The sequence below is a fragment of the Streptomyces armeniacus genome, from assembly GCF_003355155.1.
In the GTDB taxonomy this organism is placed as follows: Bacteria; Actinomycetota; Actinomycetes; order Streptomycetales; family Streptomycetaceae; genus Streptomyces; species Streptomyces armeniacus.
The window spans coordinates 5,164,164-5,182,872 of sequence record NZ_CP031320.1; the positions used below are offsets into that span (position 1 = coordinate 5,164,164).

An 18,709-nucleotide genomic window follows, 5' to 3' on the forward strand; every position below is an offset into this window, starting at 1 on the left:
ACGGGTGTGTGCCGCGGGCGCGGGAAGCGGGTATGCCTCTTCCAGTCCCCCGTCGCGGCGCGTCCCCGGAGGCGTCCACGGCGTCTTTCGGTCTGGAGGCGATCCTGATGACAGCGGAGCACCATGGTCTGGAGCCGGTGGCCACGTTCTGCGGGCAGTGCAACTGCGGATGCCCGCAACTCTTCGTCGACCCCGCGGCACCCGCGGACCGGCGCATCCTCCTGACCGACGACTTCGGCCAGCGCGTGCAGATGAGCCGTGAGCAGTTCGCCGCGCTCGTCGACGAGGCGAAGCAGGGCACGCTGGACGGCCTCGCGCTGCCCTGAGCCGCGCTGCCTGCCGGGCTGCCTCGCCGGCCCGGTCGCACCGTGACGGGCGAGCATGACCCGTACGTGCCCGGCGCCGGGGTCGCGGTGCAGCGGGGCGGTCGGCGACGCCGGGCGGGGCCGCCGCGCCGTAAGACCCCCGACGGCCGTGGCGACAACGGCCGCCGTGGCGGCGGCAGTGGTGGCCACGGTGCTGGAACTCACCTCCTTGGCCAGGACGTTGCTCACGCACCCGGGATTCCGTGCCTGGCAGACAGTGGCGTGTCCATCGTGGTGCAGGCGCTGCCGTTTCTGGCTGCTGTGAGGCCCAACATGCAGGCTCTCTCACCGAGTTCCGCGTGCGCGCCGGGCAGCAGGAAAGGCGCACCCTCCGCGGCCGCCCCGTACGGACGACGGGGCTCGTCACACCGAGCGGCGACCCCCGGTCCTGGAGCCTGGCGCGCATCGTGATCGCGTGCTGCGCAGCGGACTCCCGGACGGTCACCGTACGGATGCACAGCGCCGCCGCACCCCAGCGACACGTGGGTCACCGCGCGGCCCCGCCGAACCCGTATATGGACGCCGCTCCCCCGCCGGACTCCTCCACCGGTGGATGACGCCCGGCCCAGGGTCGGACATCCGGACTAGATGGTAATGGTCGTCATTTTCATATAACCTCATGCCACCATCCCACCCAGGAGAGGCGCCATGGCTGTTCCCAAACGGAAGATGTCCCGCAGCAACACCCGTCACCGCCGCGCCCAGTGGAAGGCGCAGACGTCCCAACTCGTCCCCGTCACCGTGCGGGGCACCACACACCTCGTGCCCCAGCGCCTGGTCAAGGCGTACGAACGCGGGCTGCTGCACCCCGAGGACTGACACGTGCCGGACACTGCCCCGACCATCAGCCGGCCGCTGCCGGTGACCGCACTCTCCGGCCGACCGCCCGGCTCCTGGACGCACCGCACGGGCACGTGAACCCGGCCGACGTACCCGGGACCGGACTGTTCCACCCGGAGCGCCTGTGGACCTTCCGCTCACCGACCCGTTCCCGCCCTGGGACGCCCACGGCGTCGAGGAACCCTGCGAGCACGAGTTCGCGGGAGCCCTCACGGCACCTGCGAAGAGCGCCTGATCTCATCCGTCACCACCCCCTCAAACGGGGGCCCGGCAAAGGAGACTCCACCATGACCGCCGCGCACCGTCCGAAGCTGGGCACCGTCGAGGAGACGCTGCTCATCACGCTCTACGGCAGGGCCGTGGAGACCCGCGACCCGGAAGGCCTGCTGGACGACCCGGCCGCCGTGGCCATGGTGGAGGCCATCGACTACGACTTCTCGGGCTTCGACGGCAAGCCCAGCCTGCTGGGCGCCTGCGCGCGCACCCTGCTCTTCGACCACTGGGTACGGGGCTTCCTCACCCGGCACCCGGACGGCACCGTCGTCGAGGTCGGCGCCGGTCTCAACACCCGCTTCGAACGCGTCGACAACGGGCACGTGCACTGGATCGACCTCGACCTGCCCGACGCCATCGCACTGCGCCGCCGCTTCTTCCACGAGGACGAGGAACCCCGCCGGCAGATGCTGGCCGCCTCCGTACTCGACACCGCCTGGATGGAGCGGGCGGCCCAGCTGCCCGGACCGTGGTTCTTCGCCATCGAGGCAGTCCTGCCGTACCTCGCCGAGGACCAAGTGCGCCGGCTCATCGGCGAGCTGACCCGCCGCTTCCCCGGCTCCCGCCTGGCGACCGACAGCAACACCTCCGCGACCGTCGCCGACCAGGACGGCCACGACGTGGTGAGCCTCATGGCAGCGCGGTTCGACTGGGCCTGCGACGACCCGCGCGAGCTCGAGGGATGGGCCCCCGGCGTACGGCTCGAGGAGAGCCGCAGCCTCGCCCAGCTGCCGGAAGAACTCCTCGCCGGGTTCTCCCCCTCACGGCGCGCGTGGCTGCGGATGGCGGCGGAGACCGTGCCCGAGAAGATCGACGGCTACCGCCTCAGCCTCTACGAACTCCGCGGAGCCGAAGCCCGCGAGCCACGATGACACGAGCCACGTTGACGGCGGCCTCGATGACGCGGGCCGCGCCACGACCTCCGCTCGGACACCGGACCGCCGAACGGACCGTCCGGACCCGCCGACCGACGGAAAGGCACCCATGACCGACTACCTGGAATACTCGCCGTCGGCGGAGTATCTGCACCTGCTCAGCGCGCCGATGTGGACCGGACTGGCCGGCAGACTCACCGCGGCCCTGGCCGACGCGGACCCCGGCTCGGGCACCGTGGTCGAGTTCGGGGCCGGCACCGGGCTGGGTACGGACATCCTGCTCGACACCCTCCCTCCTGCCCCCGTGCTCGTTGCGGAGCCGTCCGCGCACCTGCGTGCGGTCCTGCTCGCCCGGCTCAGCGCTCGCGAGGACGCCGACCGCGTCACCGTCTTCCCCCGCGGCGCCGCCCAGTTGCCGCTGCCCGAGCGGATCGCCGCCGTCACCGGCATGCACATGATCGGACACCTGGCCCCGGCCCCTCGGCGCGGCCTGTTCTCGGCACTGATGCCACGGCTCGCACCGGGCGCGCCCGTGGTGTTCAACGTTCAGCCGCCTGAGACCGCCGTGGAAGTGCCCCGGACCCCGCCCTTCGGTGTGACGGTCGGGCGGCTGCGGTACGAGGGCACCGGCCGCGCGGTACCGACCGGCCCGGACCAGGTGCGCTGGACCATGACCTACCGCACCCTCGACGGCAACACCGAAATCGCCCGCACAACCACCGCATACGACTGGTGGACCGTATCCGCCGCGAACCTGGCCGCCGAGCTCACCCAGGCAGGGGCAGCCACAGTACGTATCGAAGGAGACCTCGTCATCGCCCGCGCCGGGGGTGGTTATCGGCACGCAGGCATGGAACCCGGCCCCTGACCTGGTACGCGTGAGAAGGGACCGGACATGCCACAGCAGGACGGGTCGCACGCCGCGGACGCGGAAGCACCCCCTCAAGTCGAGACGGAGCCGTCGCCGCCCTTCCAGAAGCAGAAGCAGCAGCCACCAGGCCTCGAGCGGGACATGGAACCCCGCCCGCGCTATCGGGCGGAGAACTACAAGCCGGCGGGCAAGCTGACCGGCAAGGTGGCGCTCATCACCGGCGGTGATTCCGGGATCGGGCGGGCCGTCGCCCTGCTCTACGCCCGGGAAGGCGCCGACGTCGCCATCGTGTACCTCCCGTACGGGCAGCCCGACGCGGAGGAGACCCGGCGGGCCGTCGAGGCGGCAGGACGCACGTGTCTGCTGCTGCCCGGCGACCTGTACGACGAGGACTTCTGCCAGGAGGCCGTCGACAGGACGGTGCGGGAACTCGGCGGGCTGAACGTGCTCGTCAACAACGCCGCGTACCTCAACAGCAAGCTGGAGCTTTCGCAGCTGACGGCGGCGGACTGGGACCGTACGTTCAAGATCAACGTGTACGCGTACTTCCACCTCGTGGTGGCGGCGCTGCCCCATCTCGACGAAGGCGACTCCATCATCGCCACCGCCTCCGAGGAAGGGCTCAAGGGCAGCACCACGATGATCGACTACGCCGCTTCCAAGGCCGCGCTCATCACGTTCACGAAGTCGATCGCGCCGGATCTGGCCGACAGGGGCATCCGCGCCAACGTGGTCGCTCCCGGCCCGACGTGGACCGTCCTCAACGTGGCGGACCAGCACATGCCGCAGGAGGGTCTCGCGCACGTGGGGAGCGAGGCGTCGGAGTCGCGTCCCGCACAGCCGGAGGAGGTCGCCCCGGCGTACGTGTACCTGGCTTCGGACGCCGATGCCAGCTTCACGACCGGCGAAGTCATCGCGGTGACCGGCGGCCTCACGAACACGCGGTAAGCCACGTACCACGGTGGTGGGGAGGAACCGCCCGGGCGCGACTGAGCCGACGCCCCCGAACCGGCCGGACGGAAGGTGTTTGAACCGCCGTCCCCGGCCGACCCGGACCGTATGAACGACCCACCGGGCGCCGACCCCGACCCCGACCGGACACCGGGACTCGAGACCGGTGGCCAGGTCCCCCCTGGTGAGACACCGCCCGCAGAGGGCAGCACGCCCTGGGCGGGCCCCGAGGATTCGCACAACCCGGCCAAGGGCTGGGGCAAAGGGCCGTTGATCGCCCTCGGCATCCTGGTCGCCTTCTTCGTGATCTACTTCCTCGCCTGGATCGTCCTGCTGTGAGGCCGGGCGCGGTCCGGTACGTCACGGTCGGGCCGGCCCGGTCTTGATCCGCATGAACGTGGCGGAGTGGGCCGGGAAGGTGTACGTGAAGGTGTTGTCGACGCCGTCGAACGTCGATGTGCGCGGCTGGATCGGCCGGTTGGTGCCGGTGTTGACCGCGTCCGGGTCGCCCTCGAGCGTGGTCAGGTCGGCGACCGGCTCGATGTCCGTCTCCCGGCCGAGGTCGATCCGCGTACGGGCGGGGGTGTCCTGGGCGTTGACGGCCTTGACGATGAGATCGCCCGTGGCCTCGTCCCGGGTGACCACCTGGCGGAACGGCTCGGCGGGCGTGCCGGAGGTCTCGCTGGGCACGACCTGATCGCCGACGTTGGTCATGAACAGCTTCTGCATCTCGTAACTGGTCGAGCCCCACGACTTCTCGCTGTCGAACCAGATCATGTCGGGCCGCCACTGCACGGAGTCCACACTGGCGAGCAGCGGGGCGTAGGACGCCAGCTTGACGACGTCCGCGTTCCGTTCGAGGCCCGTCATGTACGCCGCTTCGGCCAGCGCGTTGGAGAAGCGGTTGTCCTGGGAGGCGTACTCGCCGAGGAAGACCTTCGGGCCTTCGCGGTCGTACGAGTCGTAGCGCCCGTTGTTCTCCAGGAACCACTGCGGGCTGTTGTAGTAGTGCTCGTCGACCATGTCGACGCCCGCCTGTCGGTTCAGCTCCCAGGCGCGGTCGAAGGTCTCGCCGCTGTCGTCGGGCCCGGAGTTGCTGATGACCGTGATGTCGGGGTGCTCGGCCTCGATCGCCTCGCGGAACTCGGTGAAGCGCTCGAAGAACTCGTCGGGGAGGTTCTCCTCGTTGCCGACCGCGAGGTGGGTCATGCCGAACGGCTCCGGGTGCCCCATCTCCGCCCGCTTCGCGCCCCAGGGTGACGACGCCGGGCCGTTGGCGAACTCGATCAGATCGAGGGTGTCCTGGATGTGCCGCCGGAGGAGCTCGGGGTCGTCGGTCGCCTTGTTCTCACCGCATCCGGTGACCAGTGCGGGCACGACGGGCAGCGGCATCGCGCCGACGTCCTCGGCGAACTGGAAGTACTCGTAGTAGCCGAGGCCGTAGGACTGGTTGTAGCCCCAGAAGTTGGCGTTCGTGGCGCGCTTCTCCACCGGGCCGACGGTGTCCTTCCACTGGTACGAGCGGCGCCGCTCGTAGTCCGGCGCCTCGTACGCCTCGTGGCTTCCGGTGTTGACCAGACAGCCGCCGGGGAACCGTACGAAGCCGGGATTCAGCGCGGCGATCTTCTCCGCGAGGTCCTTGCGGAGCCCGTTGGGGCGGCCCTTGTACGTCTCCCCCGGGAACAGGGAGACCATGTCGAGCCGGACCGTACCGGCGCCCTGCGCGGTCACTGCCAGCCGTCCGGCCGCGCTCGTTTCAGCCGCTGATAGCGCCGGTTGCGCTCGTCCAGCCGGCCGCTGTCGTCCACGACCTCGGCGGTGCCCGTGGCGCCCCCGTCAGCGGTCGGGGTCCAGGCGGTCATGGGCGTGTAGGAGTCGTTGTCGGCGCGGTCGTACTCGAAGGAGCGGTTCTGGACGAGTTCGGCGTACAGGCCGCCGTCTGCGGCGCGGTTGATGTCCTCGAAGAAGACGCCGTACATGCTGTCGTCGATCTCCGCGCCGGTGCGGGACGGATCGACGGTGAGCGAGTAGTCGGCGGCGGGTGCCGGGGCCGGATCCCCGCTCGCGGCGGTGGCGGGGAGGGGGATCAGGGACGCACGCGCGAGCCGCGGCCCAGCTGTCGTTGCCGGACCGCGGCTCGCGTGCGAGCGGGAAGCGCCCGCCCCGTGTTCGGACGGGCCGTCAGTCCTCGTGCGTCACGCTCACGTCGTGGACCTCGACCTCGCCGTAGTTGCCGTCGTCGCACGGCGAGGAGTTCTCGCAGTTCGCCTGGGTGTAGGCGCCGGTCTTGAAGTAGTTGCTGGAGTCGGAGTGGTCGAGGGTGGCCTCGAGTTCGCCGTTGAAGTACACCTTGATCTCACCCTCCTCCACCACGTACTTGAGCTCGAAGACCGTGCCGAGTTCGTAGTCGTCGGTGATCAGGTGGTGGTGGGCGGTGTCGCCCTCGGTGATGTAGAGCTTCGTGCCCTCCAGGCGCAGGACGGTGACGTCGTCGTCGCCGCCGTGGATCTGGGCGCCGACGACGTGCGGCTTGTCCTCGGGCAGGTGCGTGAAGGCCTCGCGGACCTCCAGGGTGTGCCTGCCGGAGGTCGAGGACCACTCGATCTCGTCCTCGCCGTCGCTCTCCATCTCCCGCAGTTCCGTACGGGGATAGCTCGAACCGCCGGTGGTCACGCCGTTGACGGGGGCGCGGAACCGGACCGCTTCGCCGGATTCGGCGGTCGTGAAGTAGGGGTCCTTGGAGTAGCCGTCGAGTTCGGGCTGGACGATCTCGGTGGGGTCCTCGTCCCCGCCGACGGGCAGTGTCAGCTTCCAGTTGCCGAGGTCCAGCACTTCGGACGGCAGCTCGGCGCGGCCCTTGCCCTTGCCCCCGCCCTCGTCCGAGGTGGCGGCGGTGGCGGTGGGGCCGTTCTGCGGGTCGGCGGCCTGTACGTACGCCGGGGCAGCGAGCGCCGTGAGTACCGCGGCGGCGGGGAGGGCTGCCGCCAGGGCCAGCCGTCCGCGCCTGCGCGGGCGGCCGGAGCGGGAAGAGCCGGTGCCGGCCGAAGTGCCGGTGCGGGTCGGCGAGTCGGCCGAAGTGCCGGTGGGAGAGCCGGTGTCTGTCACAGGGGTGACCTCCGTAGTCGCAAGACGAGTGCGCCCGGGCCCGGCATGAAGCGCGGCCGGCAGCCCGCGGCGAGTCGGAGGTGACTGTAGGCCGGGGTCTTGGGGTGGGGTCCCCAAAGTCCGGGACCAGCACGCCCGTTGCCGTACGCGGCGCGTCAGCCGGCGCCGGTGGCCCCGCCGTCGAAGGTGCCCGACCACCCGAAGTCCTCGTCCATCAGGTTCAGGTCGGGCGGTACGAGGGTGGTCGACGTCACCAGCCCCTTCAGCAGGTTGTGCAGGAGGCTGTTGTCGGAGGGACGCTCCTCCGGCCTGTCGTGGATCAGCGGGTACGTGAAGCCGGTGCGGTGCAGACGGCGCCGTACGGCCTCCACGCGGTACTCGATCTTGCGGGCGGTCCAGCCGGCGTCCGGGCGGAGGTAGGCGAGCTGCTCGGCGGCCCTGCTGTAGGTCAGCGGCCGCGGGTCCGGCTCGTACTCCAGGTAGTGCTGGCCGAGAACCACCAGCAGCAGCCGCTCGTCGTCGCTGAGCGCCCACCGCTGCGGCTGTACGGTGTCCGCCCGGCGGCTGGGCACCGGGCCCTGGTCGTCGTGGTCCGCGACGTACAGCTCGACAAGGTGCTCCCGGTGGCCCGACCCCTTCACGAACAGGGGTGTGTAGCCGGTGGCGAGCGGCACCGGCTGGGACGTGGTGTGCAGCATGAGGCCTTGCGGCAGCCGTACGAGCTGCTGCCCGGTGTTGCGCAGCCACCAGGCCCCCTCGCGGTACGTCAGCTCCCCGTGCCGCCGGCTCACCCGCCGGTCGTCCATGCCGACGCCGAGGTCCGTGTCAGGCTTCTCGCCGCGTCCGAAGCGTACGGTCAGGCCCGGGCTCGGCGGGGCGGTGAGATCACCGTCGACCGTGCGCGCGTGCAGGGTGCGGGGCCGTCCGGGCGGGACACCGCGCGCCAGGCTGTCTGAGCCGCTCATCGCCGTCTCCTCCAGGTCGTCGTGCCGCCGGGCTGCCGGGCCGCCCGGACGCAGGGCCGCCGTGCCGTGGTGCCGCCGGGCCGCCCGGACGCGGCGTTACGGCCATGGTCCACCCGTGGCCTCGGGACCCCTCCGGAAACAGGCGTGCTTTCGGCCAATGCCTCGGTGGAATAAGACAGTTGCGCCGGCAGGTGTACGGGAGGGGCCCCGCCAAATGGGCTGTAAACGGAGAGTGCCACGGGCAGTACGCAGTACATTCGGTCCGCGTTCCGGGCAACTGCAGCGGTTCCGGCCTTTCGTGAGGGGAGTGTCGTAGTGCACCGGGGGGAGAAGGTCGGCAAGTACCGGCTCACGGACGGTCCCGTCGAGGGCGGGAAGGGAGCCGTCTGGTTCGCCGAGGACACCGACCTCGGCCGCAAAGTCGTCCTGAAGCGCGCCCTGCCGGAGAGCAGCAGCCAGCGGGCCTTCGACGAGCTGCTGGCCGAGGCGCGCGCACTCGCGAGGTTCAGCCACCCGCACGTGGTCACCCTCTACGACGCCGTCCGTACGGGCAAGGACAAGCGCGCCGCGTTCTGGCTGGTGATGGAGCACGTGGAGGGCGGCAGCCTGGACGTCCCGGTGAAGCTGGCCCCGGAGCACGCCGCGGGCATCGGCGCGCAGATCGCCGACGCGCTGGCCGCCCTGCACGCCAAGGGCCTCGTGCACTGCGACGTCAAGCCGGGCAACATCGTGGTCACCGAGGACCGCGTGGCGAAGCTGGCCGACTTCGGCGCCGCGCACCGCGTGGACTCCAGCGCGACGATCACGCCCAACGGGCCGCTCAGCCTCACCCCCGCCTATGCCGCCCCCGAGGCGTTCCGGGGAGCTCCCGAGCGGGCCTCCGACGTGTTCTCGCTGGGAGTCACGCTGTACGTGCTGACCACCGGTACGCCGCCGCTGCGCGGCCCCGGGCAGGCCGTACGGCTGGAGGCCATCAGCCCTCATCTCGGGCCGCTAGGCGCCCTGCTCACCGCGATGCTCCAGCCCGACCCGAGGAAGCGGCCCACCGCCGCCGCGGCACACAGCGCGCTCGCGGAGCTCGCGGGAGAGGCACGGGACCTCGCGACGTTCCCGCTGGACATGGTCACCAAGGCCTACTCCCACACGGTCGTACAGACCAGGGCCCGGCCGGCCCCCTGGCACCGGTCCGCCTTCCTCCGGCACCGCCGGCTGCTGGCGGCCGGCGGTGCCGCCGCGGCGGCGCTGGCCGTCGCCCTGCCGGTGCTGCTGGCGAACATGCCCGGCGACGGGAACGACGACGGCAACGGCTCGTCCCCGACCGGGGCCCGCACCACGTCCGCGGCCTTCCTCGGCGACCCCCGTACGGCCGACCCCTGCTCGCTGCTGGACGCCACGGTCTTCGACTCGTACGAGGACGCCGAACTGGACCGCTACCAGGGCAACTTCAACCGCTGCGACGTCGTCCTCCGGGAGAGCCGTACGGACGTGGTGGACGTCCGGGTGGAGCTCGACGCCGAGGAACTGCCGGAGGCGGAGAAGAGACGCACCACGGGCAGGGTCACGGTCGTCGAGCCCGCCGCCGAGGGCGACGAGTGCGAGCGGGCCCTGGCGGTGACGGGCACCCGCGCCAGCAGCCTGCGGATCACCGTGCTGGCGCGGGAGCCGGACAAGGTCAAGCAGGGGCTGTGCGAGACCGCCGATGTCGCCACGGGCGTCGCGGTCAAGGTGCTGAACCGCGGCCAGGTCCCCCGGCGTTCCCCGGACCTCACGCCCGCGTCGCTGGCGCACAAGGACGCGTGCACCCTGCTCGACGCGGCGGCGCTGGAGAAGGTGCCCGCCGTCGACGCCCGGGGCGCGGAGGCCGGCTTCGGGCACTGGGCCTGCCAGTGGAAGTCCACCACCAGCGAACTGGAGGTGGACGTCCAGTTCGACCAGGGCAAGCTGCCGAGCGGCAAGAACGCCGAAGTGACCAGGCTGGGCGACCGCCAGGCCGTCGTCCTGCCGGACAGCGAGGGCCCCGGAGCCTGCCGCGTCGAGCTGGTCCACCGCCAGTACACGGGCCTGGACCGGGAGCAGGGCACCGAGCGGGTCGCCCTCATCGTCAAGGGGACGGGCCCCAAGGACATCGAACACTGCGACCTGGCCAAGGACCTGGCCAAGTCGGCCGCCGAGTCCATGTCCCCGGGCTGACGGACGGGGCGGCCGGCCGGCCCCGGGCGGGTTCAGCCGCCGTCGGCTTCCCGGCGCAGGGTGTCGGCGATGCGGTTGAGCGCGGCGCCGAGATGGCGGCGCTGAGCGGCGCTGAGCGGATCGAACACGAGCCGCTTCACCTGAGCGACGTGTTCCGGCGCGCTCTCGACGAGCTTCTGCCGTCCGGCGTCGGCCAGGGTGGCGAGGGTGTAGCGGCCGTCGCCGGGGTCGGGCCGGCGGGCGACCCAGCCGCGGGCCTCGAAGCGGTCCATCACCTTCGACAGCCGGGGCTGGGTGCTGTCGCAGACGCGGGCCAGGTCGCTGAGGCGCATCGTGGCCTCGTCGGCCGTGGACAGCCGGGCCAGCACCCCGTACTCGAAGTTGGAGATGCCCGCGTCTCGCTGGAGCTGGCGGTCGAGGGCCGCCGGGAGGGCGATGACGACCGTGAGGAGCTCCTGCCACAGGTCCTGCTGGCTGTCGTCGAGCCAGGGCGACTGGGTGTTCATGAGCCTCATCATACTTGCCCCGGCAACTCGGATCACTTGCCTGAGCAACTCACGATGGGTTACTTTTCACTTGCCTGGGCAAGTGAAAATGCTTGCCCAGGCAAGTGACAGAGCTGGCGACACCCCTGGAGGAAAGTGCCATGAAGGCAATGCGTTTCCACGAGTTCGGCAGCAGTGAGGTCCTGCGCTACGAGGAGGTCGACCGCCCGGTGCCCGGCGCCGGGCAGGTGCTGGTACGGGTGGCGGCCACGTCGTTCAACCCGGTCGACGACCACATCCGCGCCGGCGTACTGGCCGGGATGATCCCGATCGCCCTCCCGTACGTGCCGGGAATCGACCTCGCGGGCACCGTCGCCGAGCTCGGCGAGGACGTGACGGGCCTGGAGACCGGCGATCCGGTCGTGGCGATGCTGCCCCTCGACTCCGCCGGCGGCGCCGCCGAGTACGCGCTCGCCCCGGCCGGGTCCCTGGCCCCGGCGCCCCGGACGACCGGGCTGGCCGACGCCGCGGCACTGCCGCTGACCGGCCTGGCGGCCTGGCAGACGGCGTTCGAGCTCGCGGAGTTGAAGCCCGGTCAGCGCGTCCTGGTCAACGGGGCGGGCGGCGCGGTGGGCAGCCTCGTGGTGCAACTCGCCGTCGACGCGGGCGCGCGGGTGACTGCCGTGGACGCGCCGCAGCACGCCGACCGCCTCCGGGGCTACGGCGCGGACCGGGTCCTCGGCCCCCTCGACCTCGCCGCGGGTCCGGCTGCCGCGGACGGCCCGTACGAGGCCGTGGTGAACCACGTACGCCTGGCTCCGGAGGAGCTCGCACAGCTGACGGCCTACGTCGCCGACGGCGGGGTCGCCGCCAGCTCGGCCGGCCCGGTTCCCGAGGACACCGCCCGGGGGGTTCGCAGCGCGAGCCTGTGGGTGCGCAGCGACGGAGCCCAACTGGCCGAGCTGGTCACGAAGCTGGACGCCGGCACGCTCGGGCTCCACGTCGCCGCCCGCCGCCCGGTGGCCGAACTGGCCGCCGTCCACGCGGACGCCGGTGCCGGGAAGCTGCCCGGCAAGACGGTCGTACTCGCCCCCTGACCGCGCCTCTGCGTACGCCTGAGCGCGGCGGCGCCGCCGCTCACGCACGCTGCCCCGGGACGCCGAAGCGTCCCGGGGCAGCACCGGACGTCCCCGCGTTCAGGCCCGCAGGAGCGAGACCTTCCACGGCAGGCCCGCGCAGCCGCGCCCGGCGGAATCCCGTACGGGGACCTCCGACCAGGCGCTGTCCAGTTCGCGCTCCTCGACCAGTGAACCGGCGATCTTCTGCGGTGTGTTCGAGGCAACGACCCGCCCGGTCGCGTTGACCAGCGCCGCCGGCGGCCCGGCCGCCCCGATCGCGCCGAGCAGCAGCGACTCGAACGCGTCGGCCCGGATGTCCGTGGCCGCCACCCCGAGGAAGTGCTCACCGCAGCGCACCGGGTTGGCGAGCGTGAGCATGTACTCGTCGGTGCCCGAGTAGTCCACGTAGGGGCCGACGACCACCCGGTCCCCGGTCTTCCGCGGCAGGGCGAACCACGCGGCGGAGGGGTAGTCGTAGAAGCCGACGCTGGCCGGGTCGTGGTCCACCTCGAGGAACGCGGGCGGGCCGTCGGGCCGGTTCTGCCACCACTCCAGCCAGTGCGACCGGTCCGCGAGCACGTCCTCGGCGAGGATCACGCCGGTGCCGGCGATCAGCTTGGGGTGCTCCCGCAGCCGTGCGAAGACCGGCTCCCGCAGTGCGGTGAGCTCGTGGGCGCGCAGCGCTCGTCCGTCGGCCCGCGACTGCTCGTGCAGTGCGCGCAGCCGGTCGGCCAGCAGGTCGAGCCAGCCGAAGGCGTCGTCCAGTACCGCGGTGACCCGGCCGGCCGCGGTACGGATCTCCACGCGTCGAGTCTCGGTCACTCCTCGCCCCACTTCCCGGGTCCGCGGATGTCCTGCGCCGCCGTTCTCACGAGCCTGCCGTTCCCACGAGCCTGCCGTGCTCACTGGCCGGCCCCTTCTCACGAGCCGGCGAGCCGGAGATGGAACTCGATCAGCCGGTCGACGCCGCGCCCGATGTGCCGCTCCACGATAGAGCGTGCGCGTGTCCCCTGGCCCCCCTCGATGGCCCGCAAAATCTCCAGGTGCTCGGCGACCGCCTCCCGGTGCGGTACGGCCTCCCCTGAGGGCATCCACAGCAGCTCGCCGATCTCCCCCTGCAGGGCGATCTCCTGGCGCGTGAGCCGGGAGGACTGCGCGGCCGCGGCGGTCTCGATGTGGAAGCGGCCGTCCGCCCGCCGGCGGTCACCCGGCGTACGCGCCGACTCCAGCCGCTCCACCAGCCCGTGCAGGGTGGCGACGTCGTCCGGTCCGGCGCGTTCGGCCGCCAGGAGTGCGGCGGTCCCCGCGATCGCGGTGTGCTGGTCACCGATCTCGCGCAGCTCGTGCACGCTGAGCTCCCGCAGCGTCCTGCGCAGCCGCTCCAGCGAGGCCTCCGCGGGCGAGCGCGCGAAGCTGCCGCCACCCCTCCCCCGCCGGGTCTCCACGAGGCCTTCGTGCCGCAGAGTGGACAGCGCTTCGCGCAGTGTGACGGTGGCGACTTTGAGCTGTGCGGCCAGGTCGCTCTCGCGCGGCAGCTGCTCGCCGTCGCCGATCAGGCCGAGGGCGATGGCCTCGCTCAGCCTGCGGGCCACCACCTCGGCGCGGCCGCCGTCCTCCAGCGGCGCGAAGACCGCGTACCGCGCCGCACCGGACACGCCGTTGTCGTCCACGCGCACCTCCTACGCCCCTTCGCCCCTCTGCCCCTTCGCCCGGCGGACGTTGTCCGGTCTTGAGTCTGCGGCACTGCCGCGCCGATTCGTGTACCGGGGGTTGCGATTTGAAATATGGTTTCATACCTTTACGTCGGGCCGGTGACCCAGGTCACTCCCGGCGCCGAACCGGTCGTACCGAACTGCTGCCCACCACGGCGTTCCCGCGCCGCCCTTGGAGTGGACCCATGACCGAAACCCCCGCGGAACACGAAACGGAAGCGCCACCTGCGTCCGGCGGCCAGGGTGGTACCGAGGAATTCGTCCAGCATTGGCGCAACGCCGCGTACAACTGCTTCTCCTCAGGCCACAAGTTCTGCCGCGAGGTCTGCCCGGTCATGCAGGTGACCCGGAACGAGTCGTGGACGCCGACCGCGTTCCACGCCAATGTCGTGGCGATGGAGAAGGGCGAGCTGGAGATCGCCGACATCGCAGAGGACTACGTGAACTGCACCGGTTGCGGCGCCTGCGAACTGCGCTGCCCCAACACCCTGTTCACCGGCGACTTCTACCGGTTCCGCACCCGCACCGTGGATCTCGTGAAGGCGGTGCGCGCGCTCGCCGTGGACAACGGCGTGCACCAGCAGGGGTGGCAGCGCTGGAACCTGCTCACCGACGAGCGCACCCACGAGCCCGTGCTCGGTGACGTCCCGGTCAGCCAGGAGCACGTACGCGACTGGTCGGACGGGCTGAACCTGCCCGTCGGCGGCGAGACCGTCCTGTTCGTGGACTGCGAGGCGGCGTTCTACCGCACCTCGGTCCCCCGCGCCGTGGCGCAGCTCCTCCAGCGCGCCGACTACGAGTTCGGGCTGATGAACGAGCAGTGGTGCTGCGGCGGGCCCGCCGCGGAGATGGGCTACACCGAGCAGGCGAAACGGTTCGCCCGGCACAACCTGGACGACTGGCGGGCCGCCGGCGTCAGGCGCGTGCTGGTGCTCGACCCGCACGACTACATCACCTTCACCGAGGACTACCCCGCGTACTTCGGCGACGAGTACGACATCGAGATCGTGCTGGTCGTCGAGCTGCTCGCGGAGATGATCCGGGACGGCAGGCTGACCCCGTCCGTTCCCGTGGACCGGACCGTCACGTACCACGACCCCTGCCGGCTCAACAAGCGGAAGGGGATCTGGAAGGAGCCGCGGGAGGTGCTCTCCGCGATCCCCGGACTCGTCTTCCACGACGTCGACCGCGTGACCCAGTGGTCGTACTGCTCCGGAGGCGGCGGAGGGCTGCCGGTCGAGAAGCCCGAACTCACCGCGAGGATCAGCGAGTCCAGGGTGGAGAAGGCGGCCGGGCTCGGCGTGGACACCCTGGTCTCGGCGTGCCCCTGGTCGGAGCGCCCGCTGAGCGAGGCGGGCGACGCGAGGCAGATCGACGTGGTCGACATCCACGAACTGCTCGCCGAGTCGCTCGGCATCGAGGTCGGGGGGAGTCGGGGACGATGACTGTCGCGCCACAGCTCGCCGAACCCGTACTGGACGAACTGCGCGGGGTGCTCGGCGGCGAGCACGTACTGACCGGCAAGGCGGCCCGGTTCAACCGGGCGAGGGTGCCGGCCCCGTTCCCGGTGCACCGCTGGGCGGAGCGGGTGCCGGACCTGGTGGTGCTCCCGGGGTCCACCGAAGAGGTGTCCGAGGTGGTGCGGATCGCGAACGCGCACCGCATCCCGATCGTCCCCCGGGACGGCGGTACGGGCCTCACCGACGGAGCGGTGCCGCTGCGGCGCGGCATCGTGGTCGACGTCAAGCGGATGAACGGCATCGTGGAGATCGACGAGGTCAACCGCACCTGCACGGTGGGCGCCGGCATCAGCATGCTCAAGCTCAACGAGGTGCTCGCGCCGTACGGGCTGATCTACCCGGACGACCCGGCCTCCTATCCGTGCTCGCTGGTCGGCGGCCGGATCGGCACCAGCGGCTGGTCGCTGATCGGCAGCCGCTACGGGCATTCCCGGGACCTCGTCCTGAGCTTCGACTTCGTACTGCCGTCCGGCAAGGTGATCCACATCGGGGACGGCGCGGGGCGCAAGCTGTCCAAGAGCTCCAGCGGATACCAGCTCAAGCACCTGTTCATGGGGCACCAAGGCACCCTGGGCATCGCCACCCAGGCCACGCTGAAGCTGTTCCCGAAGCCGGAGGCGGAGCTGTCGCCGTTCTTCGCGTTCTCCGACTACGACAGCGCGTACCGCACCGTCGGCGAGCTGGCCCGCGCGGGCGTCGCCACCTTCGCCGGCGCGGTGCTGTTCGACGAGTGGAAGGTCGACTATCTCCGCCGGGACGACGAGGCGTACATCCCGCAGCCCGCCGACGTACGCGCGCTCGTGTGCGCGGTGGCGTACGGCTACGAGGACGAAGTGACCGCCGGCGGCAGGCGGTTCATGCGCATCGCCAAGGAGAACGGCGCGCGCTACCTCGGCGACGAGGTGTCCGAAGGTGACTGGGCGGCGCGGCACGACCGCTACGCGACCCCGCTGCACGGGCGGACCCGGGCCGGGCAGGTGGTGCCGATGAGCTGGCACTGCGAGGACGCCGCCGTCAACTACAGCGAGCTGCCGCAGGTACGTCTGGAATGGCACGAGATCGTACGCAGGCTGCGCGAGCGCTTCGACATGTTCGACGACTGGGGAATGTTCACCTACACCAGCGCGAACACCGGCGTCGACTATCTCACGGAGATCGATGTCGGCATCTGGGAACAGCAGTTGGACGACGAGGCCTGGGCCGCGTGGGTGCAGGCGAAACGGGACATCGCCGAGGTCTCACTGCGCTACGGCGGCTCCATCAGCGCCTGCCACGGGTCGTGCCGCGAAGGCGAGGTCGATCTGGTGCCGCAGGAACTCGGCGGCGGTTACGACGTGATGCTCGCCGTGAAGCGGGCCATCGATCCGAACAACATCATGAATCCCGGAAAGTACGGGCTGGACCGTGCGTACGACACGGATGACGACACGGACGGAGGGACCGGACCATGAGCGGCTACCGCCACTCCGAGCAGTCACGGGCACCGGAGGCGAGGCAGATCACCGAGGTGGCGATCGAGCGCTTCGACGACGTATTCGAAGTGGACCCCCGGCTGATGACCGCGCACGTGATGCAGCAGGTCTTCCCGAACTGGGACACGTTGCGCATCGTCGCGAGCCGGCACGACCACCTGGAATGGATGCACCGCCACTGGGCGGGCACGGTGGTCTCCGCGCAGGCCCTGCTGGACGAGATCGACGACTAGAAACCGCCGCAACCACAGCCGGAAAGACACCGCGAAAGAACGAATTCCGCGACGAGTCCGAACAGAGGACCGCACCATGGCAGAACGCGTCTCGCGCCGAGAGTCCTTTGCGGACGAGAAGGCCCAGTCCGGACTCGATGACGCGGCCCAGCTCGAAGCGCTCGGTTACCGTTCCGAATTCCGCCGGGAAATGAGCCCGTGGGCGAACTTCTCCCTCGGCTTCACCTATCTGTCGCCCGTGGTCGGCATCTACACACTGTTCGGCTTCGCGCTGGCCACCGCGGGCCCGCCGATGATCTGGAGCCTGCTCGTCGTGGGGCTCGGCCAGCTGATGGTGGCGCTGGTGTTCGGCGAGGTCGTCTCCCAGTATCCGCTCGCCGGCGGGGTGTACCCGTGGGCCCGGCGGCTGTGGGGCAGGCGCTGGGCGTGGCTGACCGGCTGGGTGTACATCACGGCCCTGCTGGTGACGATCGCCAGCGTCGCGTACGGCTCCGGACCCTACGCCTCGATGCTGTTCGGCCTGGAGTCCGGCACCGGCAACACGATCCTGTGCGCCCTGGTGGTGCTGCTCGTGGCCACCGCGATCAACCTCGGCGGCACCCGCATGCTCGGGCTCGCCGCGATCATCGGTTTCGCCACGGAGATCGCGGGCGCGCTCGTGGTGGGCGGCTGGCTGCTGCTCAGCGAGCGCCACCACGGCCTCGGCGTGCTCTTCGACGACTTCGGTTCCGCGGGCGGCGGTTCGTACCTCACGGCGTTCCTGGCCGCGGGGCTGATCGGGATCTTCCAGTACTACGGCTTCGAGGCCTGCGGGGACGTCGCCGAAGAGGTGCCGAACCCGACCCGGCGCATCCCGAAGGCGATGCGGATGACCATTTACGTCGGCGGGTTCGCCGCGACCTTCGTCTGCCTCGCCCTGGTGCTCGCCGTCCCGGACTTCGGCGCGGTGATCTCCGGCGAGGACGCCGATCCGGTCTCCACGGTGCTCGGCGCCGCGTTCGGCTCGGCCGGTTCGAAGGTCGTACTGCTGGTGGTGCTGGTGTCGTTCCTGTCCTGTGCGCTGAGCCTGCAGGCGGCGGCGAGCCGGCTGATCTACTCGTACGCGCGCGACCGGATGCTGCCCGCGAGCGGGACGTTCTCCCGGTTCTCCACCCGGCTCCACGTGCCGCCGTACGCCCTGCTCGTCGCCGCGGTCCTGCCGGGGCTCGTGGTGCTGGCGTCGCGGCTGTCCGAGAACGCCACCGAGCGCATCGTGTCGTTCGCGGTGCTCGGCATCTACCTCGGATTCCAGATGGTGGTGCTCGCCGCGCTGCGCGCCCGGGTCAAGGGCTGGGTGCCCAGCGGACGGTTCACGCTCGGCCGGTGGGGCCTGCCGGTGAACGTGGTGGCGCTGCTCTACGGGGTCGCGGCGATCCTGAACCTGGTCTGGCCCCGCACCCCCGAAGCCCCCTGGTACGACAACTACCTCACCGCGCTCTCGGGCGTACTGGTGGTCGGCGCAGGACTGGTGCTGCTCGTGACCACGCGGCCCTACGGCAGGAGCGCGGCACCGGCCGGGGACGCGATACCGCAGCCGTCGCCTGGGAAGGCTGACGGCACATGACGCACTGACCCGCGGACGCACGGACCCGCGGACCCGCGTAGGCACCGACCCGCGTAGGCACCGGCCCGCGGACGCACGGACGCACGGACACGGAAGAGCACGCCCTCACCGCCCGGCACAGCCAGCCCGAA

Annotated in this window: 17 protein-coding genes and 1 pseudogene; 12 read left to right on the plus strand and 6 right to left on the minus strand. The window is 71.1% G+C overall.

Going from position 1 to position 18,709, the window contains the following annotated elements; translation table 11 throughout:
- The first annotated feature begins 107 nt into the window (after positions 1 to 107).
- The 6 genes from DVA86_RS22550 to DVA86_RS22575 all read left to right on the plus strand — a co-directional run bounded on the left by DVA86_RS22550 (position 108) and on the right by DVA86_RS22575 (position 4,514).
- The gene (locus DVA86_RS22550; protein WP_208880919.1) at positions 108 to 326 is read left to right on the plus strand and encodes a hypothetical protein; all 219 of its coding nucleotides are present in this window, start codon (positions 108 to 110) and stop codon (positions 324 to 326) included.
- 687 nt (positions 327 to 1,013) lie between these two features.
- The gene (gene rpmF / locus DVA86_RS22555; RefSeq protein ID WP_208880921.1) at positions 1,014 to 1,184 is read left to right on the plus strand and encodes a 50S ribosomal protein L32; all 171 of its coding nucleotides are present in this window, start codon (positions 1,014 to 1,016) and stop codon (positions 1,182 to 1,184) included.
- A gap of 308 nt (positions 1,185 to 1,492) precedes the next feature.
- A complete protein-coding gene (locus tag DVA86_RS22560; protein ID WP_208880922.1) occupies positions 1,493 to 2,350 on the plus strand; it encodes a class I SAM-dependent methyltransferase in 858 nt (285 codons plus the stop codon).
- A 112-nt stretch (positions 2,351 to 2,462) separates the two neighbouring features.
- Positions 2,463 to 3,221: a class I SAM-dependent methyltransferase gene (locus DVA86_RS22565; RefSeq protein ID WP_208880923.1), complete on the plus strand. Its 759-nt coding sequence runs from the start codon at positions 2,463 to 2,465 to the stop codon at positions 3,219 to 3,221.
- Between the two features lie 27 nt (positions 3,222 to 3,248).
- Positions 3,249 to 4,172, plus strand: coding sequence for an SDR family oxidoreductase (locus DVA86_RS22570; RefSeq protein WP_208880925.1), 924 nt, complete (start codon positions 3,249 to 3,251; stop codon positions 4,170 to 4,172).
- Positions 4,173 to 4,283: 111 nt separating this feature from the next.
- Complete coding sequence (locus DVA86_RS22575) at positions 4,284 to 4,514, plus strand: DUF6480 family protein (RefSeq protein ID WP_208880926.1); 231 nt, start codon at positions 4,284 to 4,286, stop codon at positions 4,512 to 4,514.
- Between the two features lie 21 nt (positions 4,515 to 4,535).
- Here DVA86_RS22575 and DVA86_RS22580 read toward each other — a convergent pair.
- From DVA86_RS22580 to DVA86_RS22590, 3 genes and pseudogenes are all read right to left on the minus strand, one after another.
- Positions 4,536 to 6,265 (minus strand): annotated as a pseudogene (locus DVA86_RS22580) (alpha-L-arabinofuranosidase C-terminal domain-containing protein).
- 91 nt (positions 6,266 to 6,356) lie between these two features.
- Positions 6,357 to 7,280, minus strand: coding sequence for a polysaccharide lyase family 7 protein (locus DVA86_RS22585; RefSeq protein ID WP_245996978.1), 924 nt, complete (start codon positions 7,278 to 7,280; stop codon positions 6,357 to 6,359).
- Positions 7,281 to 7,435: 155 nt separating this feature from the next.
- Positions 7,436 to 8,245 carry an FHA domain-containing protein gene (locus DVA86_RS22590; RefSeq protein WP_208880928.1) on the minus strand — a complete coding sequence of 270 codons (810 nt, stop codon included), beginning with the start codon at positions 8,243 to 8,245 and terminating at the stop codon, positions 7,436 to 7,438.
- A gap of 315 nt (positions 8,246 to 8,560) precedes the next feature.
- On the opposite strand from DVA86_RS22590, the gene DVA86_RS22595 reads away from it, so the two are divergent.
- Positions 8,561 to 10,435, plus strand: a complete 1,875-nt coding sequence (locus DVA86_RS22595; protein WP_208880930.1) for a serine/threonine-protein kinase — start codon at positions 8,561 to 8,563, stop codon at positions 10,433 to 10,435.
- Between the two features lie 32 nt (positions 10,436 to 10,467).
- Here the strand turns inward: DVA86_RS22595 and DVA86_RS22600 are convergent, their stop codons facing one another.
- Complete coding sequence (locus DVA86_RS22600; protein ID WP_208880932.1) at positions 10,468 to 10,941, minus strand: MarR family winged helix-turn-helix transcriptional regulator; 474 nt, start codon at positions 10,939 to 10,941, stop codon at positions 10,468 to 10,470.
- Positions 10,942 to 11,081: 140 nt separating this feature from the next.
- Between DVA86_RS22600 and DVA86_RS22605 the strand changes: the two genes are divergently transcribed.
- Positions 11,082 to 12,017, plus strand: a complete 936-nt coding sequence (locus DVA86_RS22605) for an NADP-dependent oxidoreductase (RefSeq protein ID WP_208880934.1) — start codon at positions 11,082 to 11,084, stop codon at positions 12,015 to 12,017.
- Positions 12,018 to 12,116: 99 nt separating this feature from the next.
- On the opposite strand, the gene DVA86_RS22610 is transcribed toward DVA86_RS22605, so the two are convergent.
- Both DVA86_RS22610 and DVA86_RS22615 read right to left on the minus strand, forming a co-directional pair.
- Complete coding sequence (locus DVA86_RS22610) at positions 12,117 to 12,842, minus strand: cache domain-containing protein (protein WP_208880936.1); 726 nt, start codon at positions 12,840 to 12,842, stop codon at positions 12,117 to 12,119.
- Between the two features lie 116 nt (positions 12,843 to 12,958).
- Positions 12,959 to 13,708 (minus strand): FadR/GntR family transcriptional regulator, encoded by a 750-nt coding sequence (locus tag DVA86_RS22615; RefSeq protein WP_208880938.1) that lies wholly within the window; start codon positions 13,706 to 13,708, stop codon positions 12,959 to 12,961.
- 227 nt (positions 13,709 to 13,935) lie between these two features.
- Between DVA86_RS22615 and DVA86_RS22620 the strand changes: the two genes are divergently transcribed.
- From DVA86_RS22620 to DVA86_RS22635, 4 genes are all read left to right on the plus strand, one after another.
- Complete coding sequence (locus DVA86_RS22620) at positions 13,936 to 15,195, plus strand: (Fe-S)-binding protein (RefSeq protein ID WP_208880940.1); 1,260 nt, start codon at positions 13,936 to 13,938, stop codon at positions 15,193 to 15,195.
- A complete protein-coding gene (locus tag DVA86_RS22625) occupies positions 15,192 to 16,721 on the plus strand; it encodes an FAD-binding oxidoreductase (protein WP_208880942.1) in 1,530 nt (509 codons plus the stop codon). The genes DVA86_RS22620 and DVA86_RS22625 overlap by 4 nt, the downstream gene beginning before the upstream one ends.
- The gene (locus DVA86_RS22630; RefSeq protein WP_208880944.1) at positions 16,718 to 16,975 is read left to right on the plus strand and encodes a hypothetical protein; all 258 of its coding nucleotides are present in this window, start codon (positions 16,718 to 16,720) and stop codon (positions 16,973 to 16,975) included. Before DVA86_RS22625 ends, DVA86_RS22630 begins: the two co-directional genes overlap by 4 nt.
- Before the next feature lie 76 nt (positions 16,976 to 17,051).
- Positions 17,052 to 18,578: an APC family permease gene (locus DVA86_RS22635; protein WP_208880946.1), complete on the plus strand. Its 1,527-nt coding sequence runs from the start codon at positions 17,052 to 17,054 to the stop codon at positions 18,576 to 18,578.
- Positions 18,579 to 18,709: the final 131 nt, after the last annotated feature.